This window comes from Kitasatospora saccharophila, from assembly GCF_039529925.1.
GTDB lineage: Bacteria > Actinomycetota > Actinomycetes > Streptomycetales > Streptomycetaceae > Kitasatospora > Kitasatospora saccharophila.
In genome coordinates this window covers 1-26,588 of record NZ_BAAANS010000002.1, presented here as the reverse complement: position 1 = coordinate 26,588, position 26,588 = coordinate 1, and the positions used below count along the sequence as shown (strand labels likewise).

33 protein-coding genes and 1 pseudogene are annotated in these 26,588 nt (G+C 71.1%); 31 read left to right on the top strand and 3 right to left on the bottom strand.

All coding sequences use genetic code 11. The features are described 5' to 3' along the window. Positions 1–48: 48 nt before the first annotated feature. From ABD345_RS01835 to ABD345_RS01825, 3 genes are all read right to left on the bottom strand, one after another. Positions 49–1,332, bottom strand: a complete 1,284-nt coding sequence (locus ABD345_RS01835; protein ID WP_425556746.1) for an IS701 family transposase — start codon at positions 1,330–1,332, stop codon at positions 49–51. A 98-nt stretch (positions 1,333–1,430) separates the two neighbouring features. Further along, on the bottom strand, positions 1,431–1,760 hold the full coding sequence (locus ABD345_RS01830) for a hypothetical protein (protein ID WP_344549874.1): 330 nt from the start codon (positions 1,758–1,760) through the stop codon (positions 1,431–1,433). Between the two features lie 467 nt (positions 1,761–2,227). Beyond that, complete coding sequence (locus tag ABD345_RS01825) at positions 2,228–2,728, bottom strand: GIY-YIG nuclease family protein (protein WP_344549872.1); 501 nt, start codon at positions 2,726–2,728, stop codon at positions 2,228–2,230. Positions 2,729–2,824: 96 nt separating this feature from the next. Here ABD345_RS01825 and ABD345_RS01820 point away from each other — a divergent pair, with 96 nt between their 5' ends. The 31 genes and pseudogenes from ABD345_RS01820 to ABD345_RS01670 form a co-directional block, all read left to right on the top strand. Continuing rightward, positions 2,825–3,235, top strand: a complete 411-nt coding sequence (locus ABD345_RS01820; RefSeq protein ID WP_344549871.1) for a hypothetical protein — start codon at positions 2,825–2,827, stop codon at positions 3,233–3,235. An 8-nt stretch (positions 3,236–3,243) separates the two neighbouring features. Then, on the top strand, positions 3,244–3,639 hold the full coding sequence (locus ABD345_RS01815) for a hypothetical protein (RefSeq protein ID WP_344549870.1): 396 nt from the start codon (positions 3,244–3,246) through the stop codon (positions 3,637–3,639). After that, a complete protein-coding gene (locus ABD345_RS01810; protein WP_344549869.1) occupies positions 3,636–3,908 on the top strand; it encodes a hypothetical protein in 273 nt (90 codons plus the stop codon). Before ABD345_RS01815 ends, ABD345_RS01810 begins: the two co-directional genes overlap by 4 nt. Beyond that, on the top strand, positions 3,909–4,346 hold the full coding sequence (locus ABD345_RS01805) for a hypothetical protein (protein ID WP_344549868.1): 438 nt from the start codon (positions 3,909–3,911) through the stop codon (positions 4,344–4,346). A gap of 177 nt (positions 4,347–4,523) precedes the next feature. Continuing rightward, on the top strand, positions 4,524–5,015 hold the full coding sequence (locus tag ABD345_RS01800) for a phage tail tube protein (RefSeq protein WP_344549866.1): 492 nt from the start codon (positions 4,524–4,526) through the stop codon (positions 5,013–5,015). 11 nt (positions 5,016–5,026) lie between these two features. Further along, positions 5,027–5,632 carry a hypothetical protein gene (locus ABD345_RS01795; RefSeq protein ID WP_344549865.1) on the top strand — a complete coding sequence of 202 codons (606 nt, stop codon included), beginning with the start codon at positions 5,027–5,029 and terminating at the stop codon, positions 5,630–5,632. Between the two features lie 26 nt (positions 5,633–5,658). After that, positions 5,659–5,961 (top strand): hypothetical protein, encoded by a 303-nt coding sequence (locus tag ABD345_RS01790; protein WP_344549864.1) that lies wholly within the window; start codon positions 5,659–5,661, stop codon positions 5,959–5,961. Between the two features lie 391 nt (positions 5,962–6,352). Beyond that, a pseudogene (locus tag ABD345_RS40220) lies at positions 6,353–7,729 on the top strand (phage tail tape measure protein); the annotation flags it as partial. A 2,411-nt stretch (positions 7,730–10,140) separates the two neighbouring features. Further along, positions 10,141–11,043 (top strand): phage tail family protein, encoded by a 903-nt coding sequence (locus tag ABD345_RS01780; protein ID WP_344549861.1) that lies wholly within the window; start codon positions 10,141–10,143, stop codon positions 11,041–11,043. 105 nt (positions 11,044–11,148) lie between these two features. Beyond that, on the top strand, positions 11,149–12,078 hold the full coding sequence (locus tag ABD345_RS01775; RefSeq protein WP_344549860.1) for a hypothetical protein: 930 nt from the start codon (positions 11,149–11,151) through the stop codon (positions 12,076–12,078). After that, the gene (locus ABD345_RS01770) at positions 12,078–13,169 is read left to right on the top strand and encodes a hypothetical protein (protein ID WP_344549859.1); all 1,092 of its coding nucleotides are present in this window, start codon (positions 12,078–12,080) and stop codon (positions 13,167–13,169) included. Before ABD345_RS01775 ends, ABD345_RS01770 begins: the two co-directional genes overlap by 1 nt. Positions 13,170–13,171: 2 nt before the next feature. After that, entirely contained in the window at positions 13,172–15,175 is a 2,004-nt protein-coding gene (locus ABD345_RS01765) for a hypothetical protein (RefSeq protein ID WP_344549858.1), read from the top strand. Positions 15,176–15,247: 72 nt separating this feature from the next. After that, entirely contained in the window at positions 15,248–15,607 is a 360-nt protein-coding gene (locus tag ABD345_RS01760) for a hypothetical protein (protein ID WP_344549857.1), read from the top strand. Positions 15,608–15,662: 55 nt separating this feature from the next. Then, positions 15,663–16,460 (top strand): peptidoglycan recognition protein family protein, encoded by a 798-nt coding sequence (locus ABD345_RS01755; RefSeq protein WP_344549856.1) that lies wholly within the window; start codon positions 15,663–15,665, stop codon positions 16,458–16,460. Positions 16,461–16,521: 61 nt separating this feature from the next. Continuing rightward, positions 16,522–16,833 (top strand): hypothetical protein, encoded by a 312-nt coding sequence (locus ABD345_RS01750; protein WP_344549855.1) that lies wholly within the window; start codon positions 16,522–16,524, stop codon positions 16,831–16,833. Between the two features lie 190 nt (positions 16,834–17,023). Next, complete coding sequence (locus ABD345_RS01745) at positions 17,024–17,611, top strand: hypothetical protein (protein WP_344549853.1); 588 nt, start codon at positions 17,024–17,026, stop codon at positions 17,609–17,611. 218 nt (positions 17,612–17,829) lie between these two features. Next, positions 17,830–18,192, top strand: a complete 363-nt coding sequence (locus tag ABD345_RS01740; protein WP_344549852.1) for a hypothetical protein — start codon at positions 17,830–17,832, stop codon at positions 18,190–18,192. A 31-nt stretch (positions 18,193–18,223) separates the two neighbouring features. Beyond that, positions 18,224–19,312: an AAA family ATPase gene (locus tag ABD345_RS01735; protein WP_344549851.1), complete on the top strand. Its 1,089-nt coding sequence runs from the start codon at positions 18,224–18,226 to the stop codon at positions 19,310–19,312. 143 nt (positions 19,313–19,455) lie between these two features. After that, positions 19,456–20,595: a PD-(D/E)XK nuclease family protein gene (locus tag ABD345_RS01730; protein WP_344549850.1), complete on the top strand. Its 1,140-nt coding sequence runs from the start codon at positions 19,456–19,458 to the stop codon at positions 20,593–20,595. 43 nt (positions 20,596–20,638) lie between these two features. Beyond that, entirely contained in the window at positions 20,639–21,580 is a 942-nt protein-coding gene (locus ABD345_RS01725) for a helix-turn-helix domain-containing protein (protein ID WP_344549849.1), read from the top strand. 60 nt (positions 21,581–21,640) lie between these two features. Continuing rightward, positions 21,641–22,033, top strand: coding sequence for a hypothetical protein (locus ABD345_RS01720; protein ID WP_344549848.1), 393 nt, complete (start codon positions 21,641–21,643; stop codon positions 22,031–22,033). Between the two features lie 89 nt (positions 22,034–22,122). Next, positions 22,123–22,521 carry a hypothetical protein gene (locus ABD345_RS01715; protein ID WP_344549847.1) on the top strand — a complete coding sequence of 133 codons (399 nt, stop codon included), beginning with the start codon at positions 22,123–22,125 and terminating at the stop codon, positions 22,519–22,521. Between the two features lie 45 nt (positions 22,522–22,566). Further along, positions 22,567–23,406 (top strand): hypothetical protein, encoded by an 840-nt coding sequence (locus tag ABD345_RS01710; protein WP_344549846.1) that lies wholly within the window; start codon positions 22,567–22,569, stop codon positions 23,404–23,406. Then, positions 23,399–23,638, top strand: coding sequence for a hypothetical protein (locus ABD345_RS01705; RefSeq protein ID WP_344549845.1), 240 nt, complete (start codon positions 23,399–23,401; stop codon positions 23,636–23,638). The genes ABD345_RS01710 and ABD345_RS01705 overlap by 8 nt, the downstream gene beginning before the upstream one ends. Beyond that, complete coding sequence (locus tag ABD345_RS01700; protein WP_344549844.1) at positions 23,635–23,760, top strand: hypothetical protein; 126 nt, start codon at positions 23,635–23,637, stop codon at positions 23,758–23,760. Before ABD345_RS01705 ends, ABD345_RS01700 begins: the two co-directional genes overlap by 4 nt. A 59-nt stretch (positions 23,761–23,819) precedes the next feature. Then, positions 23,820–24,215, top strand: a complete 396-nt coding sequence (locus tag ABD345_RS01695) for a hypothetical protein (RefSeq protein ID WP_344549843.1) — start codon at positions 23,820–23,822, stop codon at positions 24,213–24,215. Between the two features lie 52 nt (positions 24,216–24,267). Further along, complete coding sequence (locus tag ABD345_RS01690; RefSeq protein ID WP_344549842.1) at positions 24,268–24,744, top strand: hypothetical protein; 477 nt, start codon at positions 24,268–24,270, stop codon at positions 24,742–24,744. Positions 24,745–24,869: 125 nt separating this feature from the next. Next, positions 24,870–25,217 carry a hypothetical protein gene (locus ABD345_RS01685; RefSeq protein WP_344549841.1) on the top strand — a complete coding sequence of 116 codons (348 nt, stop codon included), beginning with the start codon at positions 24,870–24,872 and terminating at the stop codon, positions 25,215–25,217. A gap of 73 nt (positions 25,218–25,290) precedes the next feature. After that, positions 25,291–25,704, top strand: coding sequence for a hypothetical protein (locus ABD345_RS01680; protein ID WP_344549840.1), 414 nt, complete (start codon positions 25,291–25,293; stop codon positions 25,702–25,704). Positions 25,705–25,759: 55 nt separating this feature from the next. Beyond that, complete coding sequence (locus ABD345_RS01675) at positions 25,760–25,942, top strand: hypothetical protein (protein ID WP_344549839.1); 183 nt, start codon at positions 25,760–25,762, stop codon at positions 25,940–25,942. Further along, positions 25,942–26,588: DNA cytosine methyltransferase (locus tag ABD345_RS01670; RefSeq protein ID WP_344549838.1), on the top strand; the 647-nt coding region annotated here is incomplete at its 3' end. The genes ABD345_RS01675 and ABD345_RS01670, both read left to right, overlap by 1 nt.

Here is a 26,588-nt window from a genome sequence, read left to right as displayed (position 1 = left end):
CCAGCTCTTGGCCGCTCCGCTCCTAGTACTCCAGTGCGACTTCGTGATCTATCCGGTCGAGGGGCCGGCGAGTCGTAGCCGGTAATGGCTGCGACGCGCGGTGGCCTGGTGGCGTCTGCGCCAGTTCGACCAGTGCAGCAGCCTGTACAGGGAGGTGCTCGATGGGATCAACAAAGCGCCGAACAGGTGGCGGATCTCCGGGACGCTCAGGTCGATCGGGTCCGTGCTGCGGGCGGGGCGGTTGAGTTCTGCGACCCTGGCTGGCGTCGCGTCGGCGGCGAGCGCGGCGAGAAAGGCCAGTGCGAGCATGACCAGGGTGACGTGCCGATGCCAGGAGGTCCAGTGACGGACCTGGTAGTGATCCAGTCCGACCTGGCCTTTCGCGGCCTGGAAGCACTCCTCGATGCACCACCTGATCCCGGCCACCCGGACCAGCTCCGACAGTGGCACTCGCCCCGGGGACCAGCACAGGTAGAAGGCGAGTTCGCCACTGCTCGGGTTGCGACGGATCAGCAGGTGCCGATGGCCACCCGCACCGATCTCGATCCAGGCCCAGTCGTAGTAGCGCGGCCCCTTCGCCCCGGCTCCGGCGCTCTGCCGGTGCCAGGCCGAGGCCGGCAGGCGGTCGGCCACGGCATCCGCGCGGGCGGCGGTCCGCCCCCGGTTGATCCGTACCCGTGTGCTGCAGGCGACGGCCAAGACGTAGCCGACCTCACGGGACTCCAACATGGTGCGCAGGCCGGGGTCTTGGCCGTATGCCTCGTCACCGGTCACCCAGGAGGCGCCGATCCCGGCGTCCAGTGCTGCTGTGATCATCTGCCCGGCCAGCGTCGGCTTGGTCGCGAACTCGGCTTGCTCGGGCACCCCGGCACGGGCTCGACGCTCGGCGTCCTGGCACCACGAGGCGTCGGGAAGGTAGAGCCGACGGTCGATCAACGCCCTTCCCTTGCTTGAGGCGTAGGCGAGGAAGACGCCGACCTGGGTGTTCTCGATCCGGCCTGCGGTGCCGGTGTACTGGCGCTGCACGCCGGCCGAGGCGGTGCCCTTCTTCAGGAATCCCGTCTCGTCGACGATCAACACGCTGTCGTCGGCGCCAAGGTGTTCGAGGACGTAGGAGCGGATGTCGTCGCGGACCGCGTCGGCGTCCCAGCGGGCGCTTCGCAGCAGTCGCTGCATCGGCCCGGGTCGGGCGTAGCCGGCCTGCTCTGCCATACGCCAGCAGTTCTTCCGCTCGACGCCGGACAGGAGGGCGAGCACGAGCGCGCGGGCGGTCGCCCGCGGTTCCACACGTTTGAACCGGCCCGCGATCCGGGCCATAGCCCGGTCGAACATCGCCAGCCACCGAGCAGCATCCACGCTGTGACCGGCGGCCCCCACACAGTCCTCATGAGTCCACACAACCCATGATCATCTCGTGGTGGCCGCACGCGTCAGGCGTCGTAGTACTCACCGTCGTCGCCCTGAACCCGCGCGTCCAACACCTTTGCCAGCCGGCACATCTTCGCGACCAGCGCATCGCTCGGGTTCTTGGCCGCAATCCGCCCACCCCTCCACCACAAGGGCTCGCTGCGCGACTCCTCTTCCTTCCGTGGCACGGTTTCGGCGACCCACTCCGCCGACCCTTGCCAGCCTTCAGGCATCGGGACCATCACAAGGTCAGGATCGGCCGCGACCGCCGCTTCCCATTCCGCGGTGCTGATGTCTCCGCCCTCTTCATCCCACCAGTTCTCACGCCGCGTGATGTGCAGGTCGTAGCCCATAGCCAGCCAGAGTAGACCGCAGGACCGACATGATCGCGAAGTCAGACTGGAGTACTAGATGGGGTGGTGCAGATATCTCCCACCCCATTGGCATGCTCGTTCCCGCCTCAGACATTAGGCTGGTCGGCCCCACCCTGATCGTCGAGATGAGGGTGAGCGCAGAGCGGTGTTGTCCATGTATAGCCTTGCCGCGGTCGAGCACCTCGTTGGCGGTCGGTGGCTGGACGACACCGCGTCCTGGTACGGCCTGGTCACCCCGTTCGCGGCGCCGCTCCCGGAACACGGAGACCTGATGACCGTCACCGCCGCCTCCCGACGCCCGGCACCGTCGGTCGGACCTGGCAGGCCCTTGACCTCGCCGAGGCCAGCACGGTGGAGGTCGCCCTAATCACCCGCCTCGACGAGGTCGTGCTCCAGTAAGACAGCGCGACAGGCTTCCGGCGGCTTGGGGGTGCCGCCGGAAGCCGTTACTCGAGGTCTGCCGTAGACCCGATCAGCTCGCTTGCAGAGGGTGGGGTGGCCACGATGGCGGCGGTTCTGACCTGTTGGAACGATGCACCCGGGTACTCCTCTCGGCGGTGCCCCGGCTCCAGCCGGAGCAGCCTCAAGAGCGCGCGAAGGGAGTTCTCCCGGGTGCGGCCGTCCGGTAGAGGGTCGGAGATCCAGGCGTCCACCAGGCCATGCCCGTTGACGTGGTACTCGTTCAGGTGGTCGGTGATGCGCCTGCGTACCTCGGTGGTCTGGCCGATCTTGATGCGGCTGTGTGACCCGGCCACGGACAGGACGTAGAGGCGGTGTCCGTCGTAGGGGGACGCGGCGTTCGACCAGGCCCGTTCGAGCACGGCGTCCTCTACCTCCTTCGCCAGCGGGGGGAAGACATGGGCGGGGAGCAGACCCGCGCGAAGCATCTGCTCGTACTCGTCGCGGCGCGCCAGCGCCGCGCCCGGCAGGTCGGAGGTCACCGTCATCTGGGAATCCTCCCGCTGACACGGTTCTCCTGTCCGGCACTTCTAGGATCAGACCCGCACCGCGGGGTGTCCGTCGCAGCTCCTAGGCTCAAGATCATGACCCCTACCCCCACGCCTTCCGAGGTTCAGCACGTCCGGATCCGGGCGTCCGGTCCGACCGCCCGCCTGGAGCTCGACGGCCACGACGTCTCCGACCAGGTTGCCTCCTACCGGCTGGTGCACACTGCCGGGCAGGTCCCGGAACTCCTCCTCGTGCTCCGCCCGAACGCCAACCCCGACTGGGAGGGCACCGCCCGGGTCGTGGTCGGCGAAGCCCCCGATCCGGGCCCGGCCGCCGCCCAGTTCCTCGCCGCTCTCGATCCGGCGGAGACCGAACGGGCCGTCCTCAACCGGCACGACCTCCTCGACGGCGGCCCGCACGAGTTCACTCGGGCTCTGCTCGCCCAGCTCGCCGAGTGGGCGCTCGGCAAGCGCCAGCCGGGCGAGCCCGAGCCGGTGGCCGGCTGATGGCCCGGGTGAGCAGCAACGCCGGTGTGGTCGCCGCCCAGTTGGAAGCACGAGCCGTCGCCGTGCCGGGTGCTGCGACCGCGGTCGTGCGGCACCACGCGATGATCCTGGAGACCGCGATCCGGGCGGCGGCGTCCGGCAGGCCCGGCCCGGAAGTGCAGAGCGGCGACTACCGGCGTTCCTGGGGTACCGAGGTCCGCACCGTCCCGGGCGGGGTGGAGGCGATCGTCGGCACGAACCGGCCGCAGGCGGCCCGCCTGGAGTATGGGTTCGTCGGCGCTGACAGCCTCGGCCGGGTCTACAACCAGCCGCCCTTCCCTCACGTCGGTCCGTCCGTCGACCGCGTCGGGCCGCTGTTCGCGGCGGCCATGGCGCAGCTCGTCGAGCGGGTGGTGGCCGAGTGAGCCAGTTGACGGACGACATTCACCAGGCCGTCGCCGGGGTGTTGCGGGCCCACGGTGCCGGTCTGCTGTCCCGGGCGCTGCTGGTCCTGGAGGTCGTCGACGAGGAGACGGGGGAACTGGGCCTGTACGTCGAGGCCAGCCCCACGGACATGCCCGCGTGGGACCGCGCGGGGCTGCTGCACTACGCGGGCCTCGACCTGGCCGGGCAGATCACCGCGTGCCGTGTCGGCGACGAGCCGCCCGGCCCGGACGAGCAGGAGGAAGGGTAGATGGCCGTTCAGGGGCGGGTCGTGTCGCTCGCCGTGCAGGCCGCGCTGGTCGCCAGCACCGGTCGCAGCTGCGGCTACGGGGCGGTGCCGCTGGCCGCCGACAAGCCGACCGGGAACACGATCCCGTACAGCATCCTGATGCCGCTGGGTGGCGTCAGCTCCGGGCCGCCGTTCGGCGACCAGGCCGGTGACGCTCGACTCGTCTACCAGGTCACGTCGGTGGGCAGCACCGCCGAGCAGGCCGAGTGGATGGCGGACAAGGTCCGGGCCGCGCTGCTGGGCACCACGCCCTCCGGGGCGTTCGCCACACCGGTCACTGCGGCCGGGCACACGGTGACCGGCCGGGAGATCGACCGGGAGGACGGACCTACTGTGGTCAACGGCGTATACAGTTACATCACGCGGATCGCGCTGCACGTCACGACACCTGGCAGCTGATCAGCTCGCCGCCGGCAGGCGGCATCTCACCGTGGAGACCCCCGCACGGACGCCCGACCACCGGTACGGGCCGACTCCCTCCGCCATCCCGCCGACGCGGGTGGTGCGACGTAGGGGACGGGTCTCCGGCGGCACACGACCGCCCGGGTGACGGTGTCCCCGGAAATGCGAGTCAGCGTGGCTTCCACGCAGCAGCGGTTCATGCGCCGCGGCGTCACCAAGATCCTCTACCTGGAGACGATCGCCGCCGCCACCAACATTCCGGTCCGGACGGAGATCACCGCCGGCACCGACCTGTCCAAGCAGGTCGCCGACATCGAGGGCTGGAGCCTCGAAAATTCGCCGATCGAGACCCCTGACCTGGGCAACCGGTTCGCCACCTCCATCCCGGGCGAGGACAAGGCCGCGAACTCCAGCCTCACCTTCTACGAGGACCTGGTCAGCGACGCCATCGAGAAGCTGCTGTCCAAGGACACGACCGGCTACATCGTGATCCTCCGCAAGGGCGACGTCCCGGCCTCGCCGTCGATGGACATCTTCCCGGTCCGGGTCGGCTCCCGCGCCCCGTCCTACTCGACCGGCACCGAGCCCGCCAAGTTCAAGGTGTCGTTCAGCATCTCGGACTTGCCGACCCTGGACGCCGCGGTCCCGGCCGCCGCCGCGGGCTGAGGGGACGGGCGATGACGAACACCCAGATGCCGCCGGCGGCCGCCGTGGAGCGGGACCCGCACTGGAAGGCGAAGATGGCGCGGCTGCGGGCCCGGCGCCTCGCCGAGAAGATCGTGTCGTTCTGCGACGACGACGCGGCGAAGGCCGCCGTCGGCGAGGCAACCATCGGCCTGGCCACCGCGCGGGCCGCCGCGAAGAAGGCCGCCGACGACGAGGGCGTGCCCGAGGAGGATCGCGCGCAGTGGGTGGAGCAGCACCCGCTGGTCGTCATCGCCCAGTCCGTCGCCGCGACCGCGCAGCAGCGCCTCGCCGACGCCACCGTGACCCTGACCTTCCGGGCGCTGCCCCGGCCGGTGTGGAGGCAACTCCTTGAGGAGCACGCTCCGACCGAGGAGCAGGCCGACAAGGGCATGGAGTACGACGTCGAGACGTTCCCCGCGGCGCTGGTGTCCGCCTGCCACATCGAACGCGACCCGGACGGGACCGAGGTGCCGGGGATGAGCGTCGAGGACGCGCAGGAACTGCTGGACAACTGGTCGGAGATCGACGCGAAGGCCCTGTTCACCGCGGCGCTGATGCCGAACCAGACCCTCCGCGGGGACCTGGGAAAAGGCTGATCACCGATGAGGGATTCCGCGCGGAGATGGAACTCGCGGACCGGTACGGGATCCCGCACAGCCAGCTGATGGGAGCTGGCGGCGGCCGGTGGACAGCACTGGACCGGGCCAAGGCGCTCGCCTACACGGCGTTCGTCCGGCAGGTCTGCGACGGCTGCGGCACCAGGCCACAGGAGTGGGACGAGCAGGCAGGCGGAGACCGGTTCGCCTACATCGCGGCAACGCACCGCTGCCCAGGGTGCGAACTGATCGCCGCAGAGCAGGAACAGGTCCCGGACGGGGCCGACGGGCGCGGGGTGAGGATCGGGCTGACGCCCAGAACGGAGTAGCCGGGTGGCCGGCGCCTACACCCTGTACGTCTCGCTGCAGGCGCAGCTCGCCGGTCTGACCGGCGGGCTGCGCGGCGGCGGCCAGCAACTACGCGCCTTCGACGGGCAGCTGAGCGGCACACAGGCCGCTCTCGGCCGAGTCGAAGCCGCTGCCGAACGCCTCGGGCGCGCCCAGATCGCGGCCGCCGCCGAAGCGGTACGAGCCCAGAGCACCGTCCGGGACGCCGTCGACCGGACGGCCACCGCGCAGAGCACCGCCGCCGTGGCGGCCGAGCGGTCCGGCCGGGCCCAGGCCCTCGCTGCCCGGGCGGCCGCGAAGGCGCAGGCCGAGCAGACCGCCGCCGTCGAGGCCACCGCCCGCGCCGCCCGCGCGCAGGAGGTCGCGCAGACGATGGCCGCCCGCGCGCAGGCCACCGCCGGTGCCGGGGCCGTCGCGGCACAGAACACCGCCGCTGCTGCTGCGGCGGCTGCGACCCGCGCCGCCGAAGCCCAGACCGCGCAGGCCGCCCGCGCCGCCGATGCGCAGGAACGTTCCGCCCGCGCGTCCGCGCTGGCGCAGCGGATGACCGCCCAGACCGCCGCCGCCGAAGGCGCGGCGACGGTCGCCCGCGTCGAGCGCGCCGCCGTCGAGGAGAGTGCCGCGCGCCGAACTGCCGCTTCGCTGGCGGAAGTCGGCCGCGCAGAGACAGAGCTTGCCGCGGCGAGCGCCACCGCTGGTGCCGCCCGGGTCGAACGCCTCACCAAGGGCGGCCTGCTGCTGGCCGCGATCCTCGCCGCCGGATCCGGCGCGTCGATCGAGCTGGAGCGGCACATGGCCAACGTCTTGACGATCAGCCAGCAGATCAACGACACCAACATCAGCGCGTTCACCGACCAGATCGTCCAGCTCAGCACGACCCTCCCGCAGACCGCGTCGCAGCTCGCCGAGGGCCTGTACCAGGTCGTGAGCACCGGGTTCGACGGGGCCCAGGCGATGGGCATCCTCAAGGTCGCCGCGACCGGCGCGTCCGCCGGCCTGACGAGCACCGAGACCGCCGCGTACGCGCTCCTCGGCGTGCTGAAGGCGTACGGCCTGCCCGCCTCCAAGGCGGCGGACGTGATGGACGTGATGTTCCAGACCGTCAACCTCGGCGTCATCAGCTTCGAGGAACTGGCGCAGCAGCTGGGTGACGTGGTGCCGATGGCTGCCGCCGCGGGGGTCGAGTTCGACGACTTGAGCTCGGCGCTCGCCGCGATCACCCTGTCCGGCATCCCGGCGGCCGAGTCCGCGACCGCGCTGAACATGCTGATGACCCGCATGATGAAGCCGACCCGCGAACTGCGAGACGCCATTCACGACTTGGGCTACGAGTCCACCGCGTCCGCGATCCGGCAGGACGGCCTGTACGTCGTCGTCAACAAGCTGACCCAGGCTACCCATGGCAACGCCGAAGCCATGACCAACATGTTCAAGGACATCAGGGCGGTCCGTGCGGTGCTGGCTTTGGCGGCGGCGGACGGCGCGAACTACGCCTCCACGTACTCCGCGATTTCTAACGAGGTCATTCGTGCCGGCGCGACCCAGCGCGCCTACGCGATCCAGACGCAGACCGTCACCGGCCAGTGGTCGCTGTTCCGCAACGAGTCCGTCGCGTTGGGCATGGACCTGTCCCGGGCGCTGCTGCCCGCCCTCCAGGCCATCGGCAACGCTCTGCACGTCTTCGTCGGCGCGATCAACGACCTGCCCGGCCCGGTCAAGACCGTCGCGGAGATCCTGATCGGCCTGTCCGCCGCGGCGCTGCTCTCCCGCGCCGCGTTCCTCAAGATTGCCCCGGCGGTCACCGCGTTCCGCACCGCCCTGGACGAGGCCCGCGCCGGCGGCGCGGTCCTCCCGGCGGTGCTGCGCGGCGCCGGGTTGGCCGTCGGCGGCCTGACCGCCCTGTTGACCGTCGGCATCGGCGTGTACGCCGCCTACACGGCCAGTAAGCAGAAGGCCAAGGACGCCACCCAGGAGCTGGTGGAAGCCCTCAAGGCCGAGCGTAGCGAAGGCGAACAGGGCAGCGGCGTCCGAAAGTTGGCCGAGCAGCTGACCAGCGGCGACGCCGCGGCGAAGATCAAGCGCGCCGGGCTGGACATGACCGAGGCCATCGACGCGGTCGCCACCGGCGGCGGCAAGCTCGAAGCCCTGGAACGCCGCCTGCAAGACTCCGAGGCGAAACTCGCCGGTGAAATCCAGGCCCACAAGGCGGGCGGCAACGCCATGGGCACCTACGACGACGCCCGGAAGGTCCTCGTCGAGAAGCGCAAGCAGTGGGAAGAGGCCGTCCAGAAGGAAGCCGAACTCGCCGAGACGATGAACATCGTCAACTCCAAGATCCACACCGCGATCCAGGGCAACGCGGCGGCGTGGAACCTGGAGATGTTGCTGCCGACCGACAAGAACGGCACGCCGAAGGCGACCGACGAGATGAAGGCCCTCGGCAAGGCCATCGGCGACATCGTCGAGCCCACCGAGGCGTGGAAGACGGCGCAGGAGCGCGCCGGGGCGGCCGCCACCGAGGTCGGCCGGAAGGTCGACCTGACGAAGGCCAGCGTCGGCGACTACACCCAGGCGCTCGCCGATCAGGTGAAGGCCACCGCCGGGTTCCAGACGGACCTGGACGAGTTGGCGCGGCGCGGCTACGGGCCGCTCGCCGAGCACTTCCGCGGTCTCGGTGACGCCTCCGCCGGGCTCGCCCACACCCTGGTGGAGAACCTGAAGGCCGGGAAGAAGGGTGCAGCCGACCAGCTCCAGGGCCTCGTGGAGGTGACGAAGGGCAAGCTGGACGACTACCTCGCAGAGCTGCGCCGCCAGCTCCAGGCGCAGCGCGACTTCCAGAACAACCTGTCCGAACTGGCCCTCGCCGGCTACCAGGACCTCACCGGCCACTTCGCCGAGCTGGGCGTGTCGGCCGCGCCGATGCTCGACGAGTTGGTCAAGCAGCTCAAGGACGGCCACACCCAGGTCGCCGATGAGCTCCAGTCCATCGTCGAGGAGGACGCGGCCCGATCGCAGGCGACGTTCCAGTCCGGGCTGGAGCAGCTCCCGGTGATCGCCGCGAAGTACGGGCAGGACACCGCCAGGGCCTGGGCAACCGCCGCGCAGACCAACGACGTTGCCGCGTTCGGCCGGATCCTCCAGCAGATGGCCGTCACCGACATGACGGCCGCCGTTCGCAAGGGCACCGAAGCGTCCAAGGCCGAGATGGCCACCGGCCTCGACCTGGTCACCAAGGTCGCCCAGGAACGAGGCGCCGACGCCGCGCAGGCGTTCGCCGACGCGCTCCTGGCCGGAGACGTCGACCGGGCGATGACCTCACTGCGCGCGATCTGGGGCGCCCAACCGCCCATCAGCGCACCCGACCTGACCCAGGTCGTGGCGGCGTTCAAGAACGCCGGCATCCAGTCGAACGCCGAGTGGACCGGCATGCTCACCCTGATCGCCCAGGTCTCCAAGGAGCGCGGCTCGGAAGCCGCGCAGGCCCTCACCTCGGCGCTGCTGTCCGGCGACATGGCCAAGGTCCAGGCCGCCCTGGACAGCATCGGCGCATCCGTGCGGGCGATCCCCGGGCAGAAGACCATCAGCGTGTCGGTGAACGCCCCCAAGTCCGTCGACATCCCCGTGCACTTCTCCTACGACGGCCTCAACTCCGATGGATCCAAGCACATTGCAGGAATGGGCAGTTGGAAGGACGGCGGCGTAGTCAGCTTCTTCGCCGACGGTGCTCTCCGCCCAGCCGGAGGAGAGCAGCACATCGCACAGATCGCCCCCGCCGGATCGTGGCGGGTGTGGGCGGAGCCCGAAACCCAGGGCGAGGCGTACATTCCGCTGGCCCCCGCCAAGCGCACCCGTTCCCGGCAGATCCTTGACCAGGTCGCCGCGCAGTTCGGCGGGCACGTCGTCTACGGGGCGCTGCCCGGCCAGCCGGTGCGCACCTACGCCGACGGCGCCCTCACCCGCGGTACACCGCCCGCCCGCCCAGCACCGGTGAAGCTCGTCCCCGCCCGCCCGGCCGCCGGGGTCGTGGTGGTCCGCGACAGCGCCCGGCCGCTGATCGGTTCCATGCCGATCACCGTCACCGGCTCCGCCGTCACCGGCGAACAGGTCGCCGACGCCGTGATGCGCCGCCTTCGTCACCTCCAGCGCGGAGGGCGGGCCTGATGACCACCACTCTCTCCGACTGGCAGCTCGACGTGGCCGGCGTGCTCATCGGCCACGGCACCGACGTCCTCATTGGCGACATCGAAGGCATCGGCACGCCCGACAAGCACACCGGTGACCGGGCGATCCCGGGGGAGGACGGCTCCTACCCGGGCCGCGACACCCTCGCACCGCGTGCGATCCGGATCACCGCGGGCATCCGCACGCCCGGCAACCCGGCCGCCGGGTTCGACCGGCTCGCGCAACTGGAGGAAGCCGCCGACACGCAGGTGCGCCTCACCCCCGGCGCGACGGACGTGCTGCGGGTCCAGCGCCCAGGGCAGCCGACCCGCCGCCAGTACGGGCGGCTGATCAGCGTCCGCGCGATCACCCTCGCCGATGCCGCGCACGGCTGGATCCCGGTCGAGATCACCTTCGCCGGGTTCGACCCGGCCTGGTACGCGGACACCACCTCGGGCCTGACCCTGTCCCTGGACACCTCCGCCCAGCGCGGCGGAGGCTTCACCGCGCCGCTGCGCGCCCCGATCACCACCGGCACCCCCGGCACGGCGGCCCGGCCCGGCTGGGTCGCCAACTCGGGCAACAGGTCGGCGTGGCCGTCGCTGCGGATCACCGGGCCCGTCGTCAACCCGCGGGTGTGGGTCGACGGCCAGCCCGACGCGCTGTTGGAGTTCACCGTCGCGCTCGGCGCCGGGGAGACCCTCGACGTCGAGACCCGGCCCGGTCTGCGCAACATCGTCCGCAACGGCCAGGGCACCTACGCCGGGGCCCTGGCCAGGACGAGCCGCCTGGACCTGTTCCGGCTCCCGCCGGGCCGCTCCGAGATTCGCTGGTCCGCGCAGGACGCCACCGGAACTTCCCGCCTCGCCGTCACCTGGCGCGACGCGCACTCCGCTCTCTGATCCCGGGCCGCACCGATGCCAGCAGGGCGGCCCGGGCCCCACCCGTCCGCCCTCTGGTCCGGTGCCTGCTCGGTCCCCTCCAGCCCCCCACACGAGGAACGCACCATGACGCTCATCCAGCCGCCGCTGATGGTCACCGGCGGTACCCACCCTGCCCGCAGCATGCGCATGATGATCCGGGACCTGTCCCACGGCTCCCAGGGCATCACCGAAGGCGACGATCTTCGGGTCTCCCCGACGACCACCCCTGGCCCGGGGGTCCGCGTCGGCACCGGTTCGGCCGTCGTCGCTGGCGCGACCTGGGGGCAGGGTTCCTACACGCAGTACAACAACGGTGACCAGGTCGTGCCGATCGCCCCGACGGGCGGCACCGGCCGCACCGACTTGCTCTGCCTGCGCGTCGAGGACCCGGAGTTCGAGGGCAGCCGTGACCCGGGCCGCGACGACATCGGGTACTTCCACGTCATCCCGGGAGTCTCCGCCACCACGACCGCGCCGCCGGCGGGCATGAGCGCGATCCCGCTCGCCCGGATCACCCAGCCGCCGAACTGCGCCACCATCACCGCGAGCATGATCACTGACCTGCGGAAGGTCGCCAACCCCCGCCGCGAGCGGAAGCTGTCCACCATCATCGGCTTCCCGTACACCGTGCTGCCCGCGCAGTGGGGGGTGTGGCAGGACAACTGGCCGCCGAACGCCACGGCCCAGATCGACATTCCGACGTGGGCGACCAAGGCCAACCTGATCGCCACCCTCACCGGAATCAGGGTCATGGGCGAGACGTTCTTCGGCCTGCGCCTGAAGTGGGGGGCCTGGATCAGCCGCGAGTTCCAGGTCGACACGGACACGATCACCTACGCCTCCAAGTACACGGCGATGGTCGCCGACAACCCCGACATCACTGCGGCGATGCGCGGCACCCGGCAGGAACTCCGGCTCCAGGGCGGCCGGTACAACAACGCGAACGGCAACGCCGACGTGGCCGACGGCACGGCACTCATCTTTGACGTCGAGTTCGTCGAGAGCGCCTACTGATGGCCGCGGTCTACCGGTACTTCACGACGGACGCCCTCACCGGCGAGGTCCTGGCCCACGACCTGCCGCTGTCCGGGGTCGCGTTCGGGCCGGAGCTCAACGGGCCGGGGCGGATGAGCGGTACCCTGGCCCCGCGGTTCGCGCACCTCGCGCCCACCCAGGCGGACGCCGGATCGGTACTGCTGTGGGCCGAGCGGAACCGGAAGCTGATGTGGGGCGGCCTGATCTGGTCCGCCGAGCCGCAGGACGACGAACTCCCGATCGAGGCGGCCGGGTTCGGCTCGTACCCGACGCGGCGCTACGCCCTGCACGACAACCTGGGCGGGCGCGGCCCGTACATCGGGGTCGACCCGTGCCAGGTGATCGCGGACACGTGGGCGTACCTCCAGGAGCAGCCGGACGGCGACCTCGGCGTGCGCGTCAAGGTGCTGTCTGGCGGCTGCCCGGCCCGCCTGGGCACCGCCGAGCAGCCCTACAGCGTCAAGTCGTGGGAGGGCACCGCGCTGTCGAGCGTGATCCGCGACGCCGTGACGGTCGACAACGGGCCGGAGTGGACGGAGACCGTCGCCTGGGAAGGGGAGCAGCCGACCCGGACCATCGCCCTGAACTGGCCGAGGCTCGGCACCCGCCGTACCGACCTGTGGTTCGCCACCGGCATCAACCTGGCTGAGAAGCCGAAGGTCGTCAGCAGCGCCGACGAGTACGCGCAGGTCGTCATCGCCCTCGGCGCCGGCACCGGCATGGTGAAGGTCCGCGCGGTGGACGCGGTGCGCAACGGGCGGCTGCGCCTGGAGCACGTCCTCGACCGGCCGTCCGTCACCCACATGCCCACCCTCGCCGCCCTCGCCCGCGCCGAGCGGATGCGCCGCCAGCAGCCCGCCCTGGTCGAGGAGATCACCGTCTACGACCACCCGGCCGCGCCGATCGGCTCCTGGCAGATCGGGGACGACGTGCGGCTGACGGTCCACGACCAGTGGGCCGACTACGACGGCTGGGCCCGCATCACCGGCTGGACCCTGCACCCCCCGGAGGGGGAGCAGCCCGAGACCGCCACCCTGCGCCTCGCCCGCGCCTACACCACCGGAGCCTGACCGTGCCCAACGCCCTGGACGACCTCGCCCGCCGCATCGCCGCCCTGGAGGCGGCCCTGCCGGAGCTGTCCCGCGCCTCCCCGCTTGCCTACTCCTCCGTGGACGACGGCGCGCTGACCGTCACCGCGGAGGGGCGGCTGCGCGCCATCATCGGCCAGCAGCCCGACGGCACCACCGCCGTCAACGTCGTCAACGGCCCCGTCCCGCCCGCCCCTTCGCCGCCGACCGCCGCCCCGGCGCTCGGCGGCGTTCGCACCGCCTGGGACGGGCGGTTCGCCGACGGCTCGCCGAGCCCGCTGGACCTGGCCCGCGTCGAGGTCCACGCCGCACCCGCCCCCGACTACGTTCCCAGCCCGGCGACCCTGGTCACCACCATCGACACCCCGCAGGGCGGCATCGTCACCGTGCCCACCAGCGTCCCGGTGTGGGTGGCACTGGTGGCGCGCAGCACCTCCGGGCAGGCGTCCGCGCCGTCCGGCACCGCCACCGCCGCACCGGCGCCGGTTGTCGCCGAGGAAGTCCTCGCCGGGATCGTCGGCGAACTGGCTCTCGCCGACGGCGCGGTGACCGCCGCCAAGGTGGCCGCGGGCGCGATCGACGCCGCCGCCCTCGCCGACGCGGCCGTGACCGCCACCAAGCTCGGCGAGGCAGCCGTCCAGGCCGCCGCCCTCGCCCCGGGCGCGGTCACCGGGCCCGCCATCGCCGCCGACTCGGTCACCGCCCGCGAGATCGCCGCCGGTGCCGTGACCGCGGCGGAACTCGCCGCCGGATCCGTCAGCACCGCCAAGCTCGCCGCCGGGGCGGTCACCGCCGGTGAACTCGCCGCCGGGGCGGTCACCACGCCCAAGCTTGCCGCCGGCGCGGTCACCGCCGACCAGGTCGCTGCCGGGGCGATCGCAGCCGGGAAGATTGCCGCCGACGCGGTGACCGGCCGGGAGATCAAGGCCCTGAGCATCACCGGGGACAGGCTCGCCGCCAACACCATCACCGCCGACCAGATCGCCGCCGGGGCGGTTACCGCCGCGGCGCTGTCCGCCGACGCCATCACCGGCAAGACGATCAAGGGCGGGACCATCACCGGCACTGCGATCAACGGCGTGACCATCACCGGAGCGACCCTGAGCACCGCGGCGTCCGGCAACAGGGTGGAGACCACGTCCGTCACCCAGTCCGGTGCCGCGGTGGGCATGCTCCGGCTGTACTCCGGCTCCCCGCAGGAGCAGCTCCCCGCGACGATCTCCAGCGTCTACGACCCGGACCAGAACTCCAGCCTGCTCACGCTGCAGTCCGCGATGCTCACCGATCCGCCCGCCAAGGGGTTCGCGACGCGGTCGATCGTCACGTGGCCGCAGGCCGACATCAAGCTGTACTCCACGCCGGGAGCGGCGGTGGTCGACATCGACGCAGGCGACACCAACGTCAACGGCCAGCTGACAGCCCGGTACGGAGTCGACGGCCTGTACCTGTTCGCGCGGGGAAGCGCCAACGGCCCGGTGCGCCCGGACCTGCCCTACTACAGCCTCCACGCGGGCGACTACCAGGAGAAGCACGTCCGGATCGGCTACAACGAGATCATCGCCTGCAACGGGCAGGACTGGGCGGACCTCCTCCTGAACAAGCAGCTCGCCATCTCCCAGTCGGCGGTCACCGCGAACGTGCCCATCGTGGCGGCGGGTTGGCAGACGTGGCAGTCGCCCATCACCTTCAAGCAGGGGTGCTCCCAGCTCGCAGGGTGGCGTGCCGTCTCGGTGCGGCGCAGGCCCGACGGCATGGTGAGCCTGCGAGGAATCGTGTCCGTCCCCGGAGGCGTGACGGGGGGCACGATCGCCACGATCGACGACCCGAAGCTACGGCCGAGCGCGGGCGAGGTCTTCCCGGCGTCCGCCGGGTCCAACACGGACACCAACGTGTTTGTCTACCCGAACGGGAACATTGATGTGCAGAGCGCCAGCAGGAACCTCGCCGGCTGGCTCAGCTTCGGCGCCATCGAGTGGGGCACAGACTGATCCCAGACTCCCGGCATCAGCGGGTGCCGCTAGGATGAGCGGTGGCGCGGGGGCGCAGTCCAGGAGCAGTCCGTGAGCGTCCCGCCGACCGCCGAGCCCACTCTGTGGGAGCTCCAGCGATCCCTGACACAGCTCCGTGAGGACCAGCGCGACTCGATCGCCGGTCTCCGGGAGGACCTTCGTGGTGACCTCCAGGCGCTCGCGGTCAGGATGGAGCAGTCGGTGACCCGGGACGTCTATCACGCGGACCAGCGGTTGCTGGGGCAGCGCCTCGACATGGTCGAGCGTGACCTCGCATCCGAGCGTCGGGCCCGCGAAGACACCGAGGCCGCGGCGGCAGCCGCGCGCCGATGGCTGGTCGGCGCGTTCGTCGCACCGGTCGTCGTAGCGATCGTGCAGCTGTGGCTCCTGGCTCAGGGTAAGAGCACGTAGCCCGTTCGCGGGCCAGCAGTACCTAGGCAGGCGCGGGGGAGAAAAGTGCGCAGCCTTGCAGCTCATCACCCGGGACCAGTGGGGCGCCCACCCCCCGAAGTCCCCGTTCACCCAGATCTCCGGCACCCAGGGGGTCAAGATCCACTACGAGGGCACCAGTGTGCCCAGCAGCCTCGCCAACCCGGACCAGCATGGCCAGTGCGCCGCCCGGATGCGCGACCTCCAGGCGTCGCACCAGGCCAACGAGAAGGAGAAGTACATCGACCTCGCGTACAGCGCGGTCGTGTGTCCGCACGGCGCGGTCTTCGAGGGTCGCGGTCCGGGCCACTTGCAAGCAGCCAACGGGCCGGGACTCAACAGCCAGCACTACAGCGTGTGCGCGATGGTCGGCGACTCCGGCCTGACCGAGCCGACCGCCGCGCAGCTGGGCGGCCTGCGCGACGCGATCGAGTGGCTGCGTGCCACCGGCGGGGCGGGCGTCGAGATCAAGGGCCACCGAGACGGGTACGCCACCTCGTGCCCCGGCGAGCCGCTGTACCGGTGGGTGCAGTCCGGCGCGCCGCGCCCCGGCGGCAGCTCGCCCGCCCCGGCGCCGGTGACGCCGCCCCCGGCCGCGAGCGGGGCCCCGGCCTGGCCCGGCCGCTACCTGCGCAACGGCAGCTCCGGGTCGGACGTGCGGACCTGGCAGCAGCGGATGGCCCAGCGCGGCTGGGCGATCAGCGCCGACGGCGCGTTCGGGCCGCAGACCGAGAGGGTCGTCCGCGCCTTCCAGGCCGAGAAGCACCTCCAGCCGGTGGACGGCGTGATCGGCCCGGTGACGTGGGCCGCGGCCTGGACCGCGCCCATCACCTGACCGGCTGGCGAGCTGGCCGGCACCACTTCCCCCGGCGCGGGGCAGCGCGGGCCGTTTGCGGATGAGCAACAACCTCGGGCGGCCCGCACCCGACGCCAACACCCCTACTTCCGTGAGGAGTTCTGTGAACCTGTACGTGTCGCTGCTGCGCACCGGTGTGCCCGCCCTGGTCGGTTGGCTCGTCGCCGTCGCCGCACGCTACGGCCTGAACATCGACCCCGGCGCCCTGGACGGCGTGCTGGCGCCGACGGTCGGCTTCGGGTACTACGCCGTGTTCAGGCTGGCGGAGCACCTGGTCTCCCCCCGGTGGGGCTGGCTGCTCGGCTACGCGAAGCCGCCCGCCTACCCGGAGAAGGGCTCTTCGCGCGGCTGAACTTCCGCCCCTCCCGGCACCGTTGACGCCGGGAGGGTGAAGTCCGAATGAACAAGTTGGGCCCCCGTTCCGCATGGAATGGGGGCCCGACCTCTTGGATTATCACCGTACCACCGCCCCGCGCCGGGCCCCGAAGTCGCTGCCGCGTCTACACTTAATACTCATTTGTGGGCGACGGCAGGGAGTGGACATGAGCGGCAGCAGCAAGAAGCCCGTGATCGTGGGCGGGCACGAGCTCGCCGCGATCTACGACGGAGCGCCGCGCAACGTCTCGCAGTGGATCCAGCGCGGGTCCCTCACGTACGACGAAGCGAAGGTCCTCAGCGGGAAGCCGTACTGGACCCTGCAGTTCGCGGTGAAGCTCGGCGAGAGCTTCACCAGGCCGAAGGCGCCGAACATGTCGATCGTCGAGGAGTTGATCGAGCAGCAGAGCCCCGGCCGGACCCTGGTGTCGGCGCTGACCGTGCACCGCAGCGACCTGCCGGCGATCGTCGGCAAGCAGGAGATCGTCGCCATGGTCGGCCAGGAGCCGACCAGCTGGCTGCCGAGCCTGGACCACGCCATCGACGCGGGAACGTTCGCCGAGCCGGACTGGCGGATGGGCGGCGGGTCGCCGCTGTGGCTGCTCGACAATGCCCTCGTCGGCATCGAGAAGATGCGGGCCGTCGCGCGGACGAACCCGGTAGCCGCAGACGAGGCGGTCATTGAGGCGCTGCGCGCCGGCACGTACGACGGGCCCGGGTCCAGGGTCCTGTCGAAGGGGCCGAAGAAGAGTTGACCCACCATAGCGAATGAGTATAAAATAGAGACATGAGGTCGGGCGGGAAGCGCCCGGCCCGTGATCCCTGGAGTGCTCGATGCCCATTCGCCCGCCGCCCTCCGGTTCGGAGTCGACTGCCGCCTCGGCGGTCCGCCTCGCCGGAGGGTCTCTCTTTGGACTCGACTTGTATGGGGAATCTTCGTAGTATCCCCATCACGTCGAGGGGAGGGGGAGCCGTGCCCACCGCCACCCAGGACCACCTGCCTGGTCTGGAAGCCGTCCGCCTGCTGGTCCTTCCGGACCCGAGCACGCCGAGGCCGCCCACGATCCAGGAGAGGTTCGAGCAGTTCCACGACCTGAACCCGTGGGTGCTCACCGACCTGGAGCGGCTGGCCGCCGACTGCGTCGAAGCGCGCTTCTCGAAGATCAGCATCGGCATGCTCTTCGAACTGGTCCGCTACAGCTACGGCCGCGCCACCCTCGGCGGAGACGACTTCCGGCTGAACAACGACTTCCGCAGCCGCTACGCCCGGCTGCTCATCGAACGCCACCCCGAGTGGGCCCTGCGCATCGAAGTGCGGGCCCTGCGCTCGGACTGACGCACCACCATGACCTCTTGGAGAAGTACCCGTGCCACCGAAGCTCAAGTCCCGCCGACCCACAGGTATCGTCCCCTGGCCGTTCATCCTCGCCGAGGGCGAGGAGGGTGCGGGGAAGACCTACGACGCGATCGAGTTCAGCAGGTCCGAGCGCATCGGCCAGATGTACGTCATGGACCTTTCGGAGGGCTCCGCCGACGAGTACGCCGGCATCCCTGGAGCCGACTTCGAGGTGATCGAGCACGACGGCTCCTATGCCTCGATCGCCGAGCAGGTCGAAGCGGTGTGGTGGGAGGCCCACCGGGCCGCCACCGCAGGAGAGAAGCCCGTGGTCCTCGTCATCGACTCCGGATCCGCGTTGTGGCGGATGCTGTCGAACTGGGCGTACGAGCGGGCCAGGCGAGGGGACCGGAACCGGGCCAAGCTCGCCGAGAACCCGGACGCGAACATCGACGTCGGCCGGCACCTGTGGAACGACAGCGTCGAGCGGTGGGGCCGGATCATCCACATGCTCCAGACCATGCCCGGCATCGCCATCATGCTCTGCCGTGGTAAGGAGATCAGCGCCACGGACGGCAACGGCCAGCCGCTCGTCATCAACAGGAAGGCGGTGAAGGAGTGGAGGGTCAGCGCGCAGAAGGACACCGGCTTCGACAGCACCGTATGGATCCGAGTGCGCCGTGACAGGCCCGCCGAGCTGATCAAGGCCCGCACCCTGCGCTTCCGCGTCGAGAGCGGCAAGCCGCTACCGTTGCCGAACTTCTCCTACGAGAAGCTGATCTTCGACATGCTCGGCTGCTCGAACGAGTCTCAGCCCCGCAACATGCCGGAGCTGGTTGGTGACCGCACCGGCCCGTGGATGAAGCGCATCGCCGAGGCCGCCGACCGCGATGCCTGCGTGGCCCTCTGGAAGGAACTCGACAGGGGGCCGGAGACCGGGCTCTCCGAGCCGGAGTGGAGGACGGTGCGGCTGGCCGTCCAGGAGCGGGTGCGGGAGCTGGCCGCGCCGCCGACCACGATCGACGACGAGCCCGGCAGCGACGCCGCCCGACTGCGGGCCGCCGCCGAGGCCGAGCAGGCTGCCGCCGACGCCGAAGTCCTCGCCGAGACCGCCGCCTGACCGCAGCCGGGTGGGGCCGCCCGCCAGCGGCCCCACCCGGCCCTGTCCGCCGGCGCGCCGAACACCGCGTCGGCGGCTGCGCCTGCCCAGGCACCTGCCCGGCAGCAGCCCTGTGACGACTGACCTCTTGGAGCAGTATCCCCATGTCCATTCCCGTTCTTGAACGGCCCGAGTCGCCATCCATCTGGGTCGCGGCCGACGCCGTCGACCAAGCCCGACCACGGTCCCGGCAGCGCCAACTCGGCGCATCCGACCTGGTCTGCGAACGCCGCGCCGCCTACATTCACCACGGCTGGGAGCCCACCGACCACGTCGTCAGCCCGGCCGCGATGCTGGGCACCTATATTCACGAGGGCCTGACGACCGCCGCCCGCCGCGAGTTCGGCTGGCTCGTCGAGAAGCGCGTCGCCGACCAGGTCATCCGCGGCAGCATCGACGTCGTCCAACTCGACCGGGTGACGGCCCGCCAGCTCCCGCGCCGCCTGCGTCCCCGGGTGCCCGCCGACGTGACCACCGTCGAGGACATCAAGACCCGCACCACGTACCGGTGGGACGAGGCGATCCGGTACGGCGCCACCCCCGGCGAGATCCGGCAGGTCATGACGTACACCCGGCTGCTGCGGACCGTCGGGTTCGCCGACACCGACGGGCAGCGGGTCCTGGCCCGGCTCGGCCCGATCCCGGTGGAGCGGATCCGGCTGCGGTTCATCAACCGGGACTCCGGCGAGGAGTTCGTCCAGGAGATCCCCTACGACCCGGTCGCCGCCGAGGAGACGGTGTGGTGGCTGGAGAGGATCACCGAGACAGAGCATCCCGAGCAGGCTCGCCGCACCTTCTACGGCCCCGGCATCGACCCGCAGTGCGACTTCTGCCCGTTCGCCACGGCCTGCTGGGGCGCACCGGCCGAAGGGCGTCCGGTGCAGGCCAACATCGTCCACGACGACGAGGACGTGGCCCGGCACCTCGCCGACTACGTCGCGGCGCACGAGGAATGGTCGAAAGCCGACCGGGCGAAGAAGTTCGTCCGCAAGGCCGTCGACGCTGCGGACGAGGGGCGGTACGGGCGCAACGCCCTGAGCTGGCAGGGCTCGGAGAAGACCGAGAAGAAGCCCGACGTGCGCGCCATGATCGAAATCTTCGAGGAGCTGGACGCCCCCATCCCCACCGTCCCGGACACGGACCGCATGGTCCGCGCCCTGATCACCGCCGGCATCGCTGTGCCGCTGCGGCAGGTGACGAAGAAGGGCACGCGCCGGATCGCGGTGAAGGCGGTGCGCGAGTGAGCGCCGCCCGCAGCCGTTCCCAACGGGGGAGGGGGAGCCGTCCGTGTCGATCCACCTGATGCTGATCGCCGGGTACCTCCCGAGGGACGTGATCGACAACCCGACGGAGAAGCTGGTGCTGATGAAGATCGCCGACTCCGCCGACGACGAGAACCGGCTGTCCCGCCCTGGGATGCACCGGCTCGCGGCGTGGGCCGGAGTGGGGGAGAACCGCGTGGTCACCCTGATCACCAAGCTGGTGAAGAAGGGGCTCGTGGAGCGGGTGGAGGTCGGCAGGCCCGGCCGTACGGCCGTGTACAGGGTGTTCCCGCTGGGCGTGCCGCAGCTTCCGCAGACCGAGGAGCTGAAGGAGCGCCAGGCGGTGGCCGCTGCCGCGCCGCGAAACTCGCGGCTGGCCCGTCCGAACGCCGTCCGGTCCAAGCCGGCACCCCCGGCCAGGACGTACCAGGACGTCGAGAAGCGCGAGCGGAAGGCGGCTGAGGAGAGCGGGTTGCCCCGGGGAAACCCACCGGAGGGCGAGGGGCGGGTTTCCCCGGGGAAACCCAGTGCGTTTCCCCGGGGAAACGCGGGACCTTTCCCCGGGGAAACCCCTTCCTTCCTTCCTCCTACCTCTATCCCGCCTACCCCCCCACCCCCCACGGCTGACGCCGCGGGGGAGCCGGTGGAGTCGGAGCAGGCGGAAGCCGGGCCGTGTCCGCGCCACAGCCGTCCCGCGAAGAACTGCCGGGCGTGCGGGACCAGCGCCAGGGCGCAGCGGCAGGCGGCAGAGGCCGCCAGGAAGAAGCAGGATCAGCAGGCGGAACAGGCCCGGTTCGAGGCGCTGAAGCAGGAGGGGGCGAGGCGGCGCGCCCAGGCCGATGCCAACCGCGAGGATGTCCAGAACGCGCAGCAGGAGGCGCGGGCTGCAGCCCGCGAAGGACGCGAACGCCACGGAAGTAACAAATATATAACCAGGTGCCGGGAGTTTGCGCCCCCACATGAATGAGTATAAAATAAAGATATGGAGAGGGGGAAGGGCCCCCGAGGGAGACGGAAGGAACGACGCATGCTGCTGCCCGCGATCACCGCCACGAAGGACGGCCAGGGGCGCGCCACCTACACCGTGAACTACACCGGCATCCTCGATCCCCTCGTCCGGGTGCTCGCCGCCGAGCGGGCCCAGAACGAAGAGATCGACAACGACCTCGACCACATCGCCGACCTGGCCGCCCGCGTCGAGCACGCCGCCGACGAGGACGCCGCCGACGACCCGGCGGGCGAACTGTCCTGGCGCGTCGACCAACTCCTCGACCTCCTCGGCGAAGGGGCCTACGTCCTCCCCGTCAAGCCCAACGCCTTCGACCTCCAGCAGGCCCGCAAGGACGCCTTCGAGCTGCGCCGCATGGCCGACAAGCTCTCCACCTGGGCCGACATGCACGCCGCCGGACTGGCGGCCTGACCCCCTCCCGGCCGGGGGCCCTGCGCCCCCCGCCGCCCCCAACTTGTATGGGAACTCATGAAAAGCTCCCCCTCACGTCAGGACTGGCCTTGTCGATCGACCCCATCCTCCCCGCCCGCTACACCCCGATCCTCGACCTCGCCCGCCGCCGCGACACCCCGTTCTACATCACCACCCACGACGACCACGGCTACCTGCACCTCCACCTGCCCGACGGCACCCGCCTCACGATCACCGACGACGGGGTCGGCGGGGCCACCGCCCGCAAGCCCGGCGGCGCCACCGGCTGGCAGATCACCCACATCACCCCCGGCGGCCCGGCGGTCGCCGTCTACAACTCCACCCTCCTCGGCCGCTACCACCACCTCGGCACCGACCCCCGGCACCTCCTCCAGGCCCTCAACCGCTACCTCCCGCCGCCCCCCGCCGCCCCGGCGCCGCGCCGCCAAAGGACCGGCCTCCTGCGCCGCCTCCTGCGCCTCACCTGACCCACTGCCCTTCCGACCAGCACCAACGACCTCTTGGAGAACCCCATGCGACTCGCCCCCCTGCCCCAGCACGGCCGCGTCAACGACCCCGCCTGGCAGGCGATGCACGCCACCTACGAGCCCCTGATCACCCCGCTGCGCCGCCGCCAGCTGACCGTCGACATCGACTCCTGCGGCCCCGCCACCGTCCTCTACGCCCGGCTGCCCGACGGCACCTTCCTGCGAATCGGCACCAACACCCCCAACGGCGGACTGCCCAGCCACATCGACAGCGTCGCTTCCTGGCTCGTCGTCCGCGAGGACGCCGACAACCCGACCGTCCGCCACGTCGTCTACGACTCCACCGCCGACGACCGCAACGTCTACGGCACCGCCGGCGGCCTGATAGCCCCGCTCCTGCTCGCCATCGATGCGCTCCTCGACGCTCGCCGCATGCCCGGCACGCCGAGCGACCACCGGGCCGTCATCACCCTCTCCACCATCCACGAGACCGGCCCCGCCGCCTTCGCCACCACGCTGCCGTTCACGAACGCCACCATCGCCGCCGACCGGCACACCGAACTCCTCGACGCCCTCACCAGCGGCGGCCTCACCGTCGTCCACGAGACCGGCTTCGGCCCCTGGCGCAAGCACGTCCTCGCCGCCGGGGACCGCGTCCAGGTCCTGGCCACCACGCTGGCCGAACTCGTCCCCGGCGGTCGGGGCGACCTCACGTGCTTCTGCGTGCTCGCCCACCCGCAGACCCCCGAGGACGACGCCCGACTGCTCGCCGAGGCCGAGCAAGCCCACCGCATCGGCGACGCCCACGGCGTGCTCCTCGCCATGCAGCGGCTCTACACCGCCGCGGGATGCCCGGCCCGCCCGAAGGGCTACGCCCGTGTCTGACCAGACCCCCTCCGAGCAGCCCGGCCCCGACGCCGCCGACCGGCCCGAGGCCGCCGGGCCCCCGGCGCCCCGGAACCTCTACGGCCTGTTCTTCGCCTCCCCGCCGCTCCCGCCCAACTTGTCGCCCGCCGGGCCCAGGGCGCGCGACACCGCCCGCCTCCTCGGTCACCTCGACCTGGACGAGACAACCCAGACCTGGACCTACGCCAAGCCGGAAGGCGACCAGCCGTGAGCACCGTCCAAGCCGCCGCCCTGCTGCTGGGCGCCACCGGGCTGGCCCTGGCCGTCTGGGCGCTCTGCATCCCCCACCGCGCCAGGCGACGGCCCAGCACCCGCACGAACCGCACCCGCTGAACCACCCGGCCGCCGGCACCCCGGCGGCCGCCCACCCCGTCCAACCCGAAGGAGTTCCGATGGGCCGGACCTTCCGCCTCGAACACCACCCCGTCGGCGCCTCGACGACCGTCGTCGTCGACGACTCCACCTACGACCGCGTCGTGCGCGCCATGGACCGGCACGGCATGATCCACGACCTCCCGTACCCGCAACACCCCGCCCCGGCCGACCCCGAGGAACGCCGCGCGTTCCTGGCCTCCACCGTCGCTGAGCCCGTCGGCATCCCCCGGCACAAGCTCACCGTCGACGGAGAGTGGCTGATCACCCCGCGCGAACTCACCGCCGCCCTCGGCGCGTACTACGCCCACCCGATCGAACAGCGCAACACCGCCGACCAGGCCGTCGACCAGTGGCGCCCCTGGATCGGCCTGCTGCTCTCCGGCGGCAACTACCTCGGCGTCCGCTGCCTCTGACCCCGGGCGAAGCACCCACCCCACCCCACCACCGACGACAAAGGAACCCCCGATGGGCACCCAGTTCTTCATCGAGACCGACCACGACTCCTACGAGGAGGAGTACTACAGCCAGAGCGCGGGCGGCATGACCCTCCTGCTGACCATGCTGCGCGAGTTCGGCATGCTGACCGACAGGAAAGAGCCCCACCGGCCCTACCTCGCCGAGTTCGACCTGACGCTCGACGACTTCGACGGCCCGATGCGCGACGGGAAGGTCAAGCCCGAGAAGGCCGGAGCCTTCGCCGCGGCGCAGCAGGCCGTGCAGGACCGCCTGGACGGTTACGACCCGGCCACTACCGGCATACCGCGCTACAAGGTGGCCTACAACGAGGGCTTCCTGATCGCGCCCGTCGAGATCGCCGCCGCGCTCGCCGCCTACGACTCCCACCCCGCCGAGCAGCGCCGCGAAGCCGAGCAGTCGAACTCCTGGGCGGCGTGGATCGCCTTCCTGCGTAAGGGCGCCAGCGCCGGCATCAGGGTCTTCTGACGCGAACCGTCTGTGGAAGCCCCGGATCGGCCTGCTGCCCTCCGGCGGCAACCACCACGACGTCCGCTGCCTGCGCCCACCCCGGGCCGAAGGCCCACCGTCCACCCCCGTTCCTGGAGCATCCGATGACTGCCGGCAACACCCCCGAAGAACTGGTACGCGAAACCGAACACGCCCTCACCGCCGCCCGCGCCGCAGCCGCGTTCACCGCCGCGAACCCCACTCTGTCCGCTACCTACTTTGTCGCCTGGGGCCCCAGCGACCGCGGCATCAGCACCGGCCCACTGCTGGAAATCCACCTCGAAAACGAAGTGGACGCCCTCCAGGACTACGCGAAGGGCATCGGCGCCACCGTCGACAGCTCCAACGGCACCTTCACGGTCACCACCACCTTCGGCCCCGTCACGGTCCTGCTGACGGCCTGGTACCCCCTCGATGACGAGCCCTCGTTCTTCGACGGTCACGGAATCTGAGCAGCCGCGAACCCCGTCCGCCCGAAGCGCCCGCACGCTTCCCGACCCCGAACCGTCAGCACTGGAGATCACCATGACCTTCCTGCTCGCCATCGACACCGGCGACGACCACGACCACGACCCGAGGAACCGGTACGAGACCAGCGCCCTCGCCCTCGGCCTGCTCCGCGACGCCATGCAGGGCTTCGGGATGCTCACCGGCGACCAGCTGCTGCTGCCGTCGTGCAGCCGCCCGGCGCTGTACTACCCCACGCCATCGGACCGGCCGGGCCACGCCGCGGGCGGCATCCCCATCGACAAGCTGACCCGGTCCGGCGGCCAGTTCATCACCGCCGACGAGATCGCCGCCGCGCTCGCCGCCTACGGCGCGGCCCCCGAGCCCGTACGGGCCATCGCCGAGGACGAGGCCAGCGGCCCCTACAGCTGGCCGTCCTGGATCGCCTTCCTCCGCCGCGGTGCCGACCACGCCGGCATCCGCCTCTCCTGACCTCAACTTGTATGGGGATAGATAGTTCTGTCCCCATTGACCTCTTGGATTTTCCGTGACCATCCGCGACACCGCGCCCGCAGGTCGCCGCACCCCCGTGCGCGTCCACCTGGCCGCCAACCACTGGCACCTCGCCATCCAACCCCGACCGACTCCCCGCCCTCGCATCGCCAGCACCGGCCCCGACCCGATCGGCCCCAGCCTCGACCTGCCCTCTTCCGGCAACGGGCGGCCGTGATGGCGACCTTCATCGACTTCCTTTGCGGCGCCGGCGGGTCCAGCACCGGCTTGGTCGAAGCCGGACTCGAACTCGTCCTCGGCGTCAACCACTGGAAGCTGGCACTGGAGACCCACGCTGCCAACCACCGCAACGCCGACCACCTGTGCATCGACGTCTCCGGCATGCCGATGCGCTACCTGCCCAAGGCCGACGTGCTCTGGGCGAGCGTGATCTGCACCGAGATCAGCCCCGCCGGCGGACGCCCCCGGGAGACGGCCCAACTCGACCTCCTCGACGGCGACGACGAGTTCAAGGTCTTGCCCGACGACGCCTTCGAACGGACTCGGGTGACCGCCTGGTGCGTCGTCCGCGCCGCCGAAGTCCACCGCTACCGCGCCATCGTGGTGGAGAACGTGCTGGAGTTCGTGACCGACTGGATCCTCTTCGACCAGTGGATCGCCGCGATGAAGGGGCTCGGCTACAACTACCAGATCACATCCGTCAGTTCGGCCCACGTCGGTGATGACGACAACCTGCGGGCCCCGCAGTGGCGCGACCGGGTGTACATCACTTATCTGGACAACTTTGAGTTCTGCGACGGCAGATTCCTTCGATCAGGTGTCACCCTGCCGGGGACGGTGTCACCGCTTTCGTGCCGTGCAGT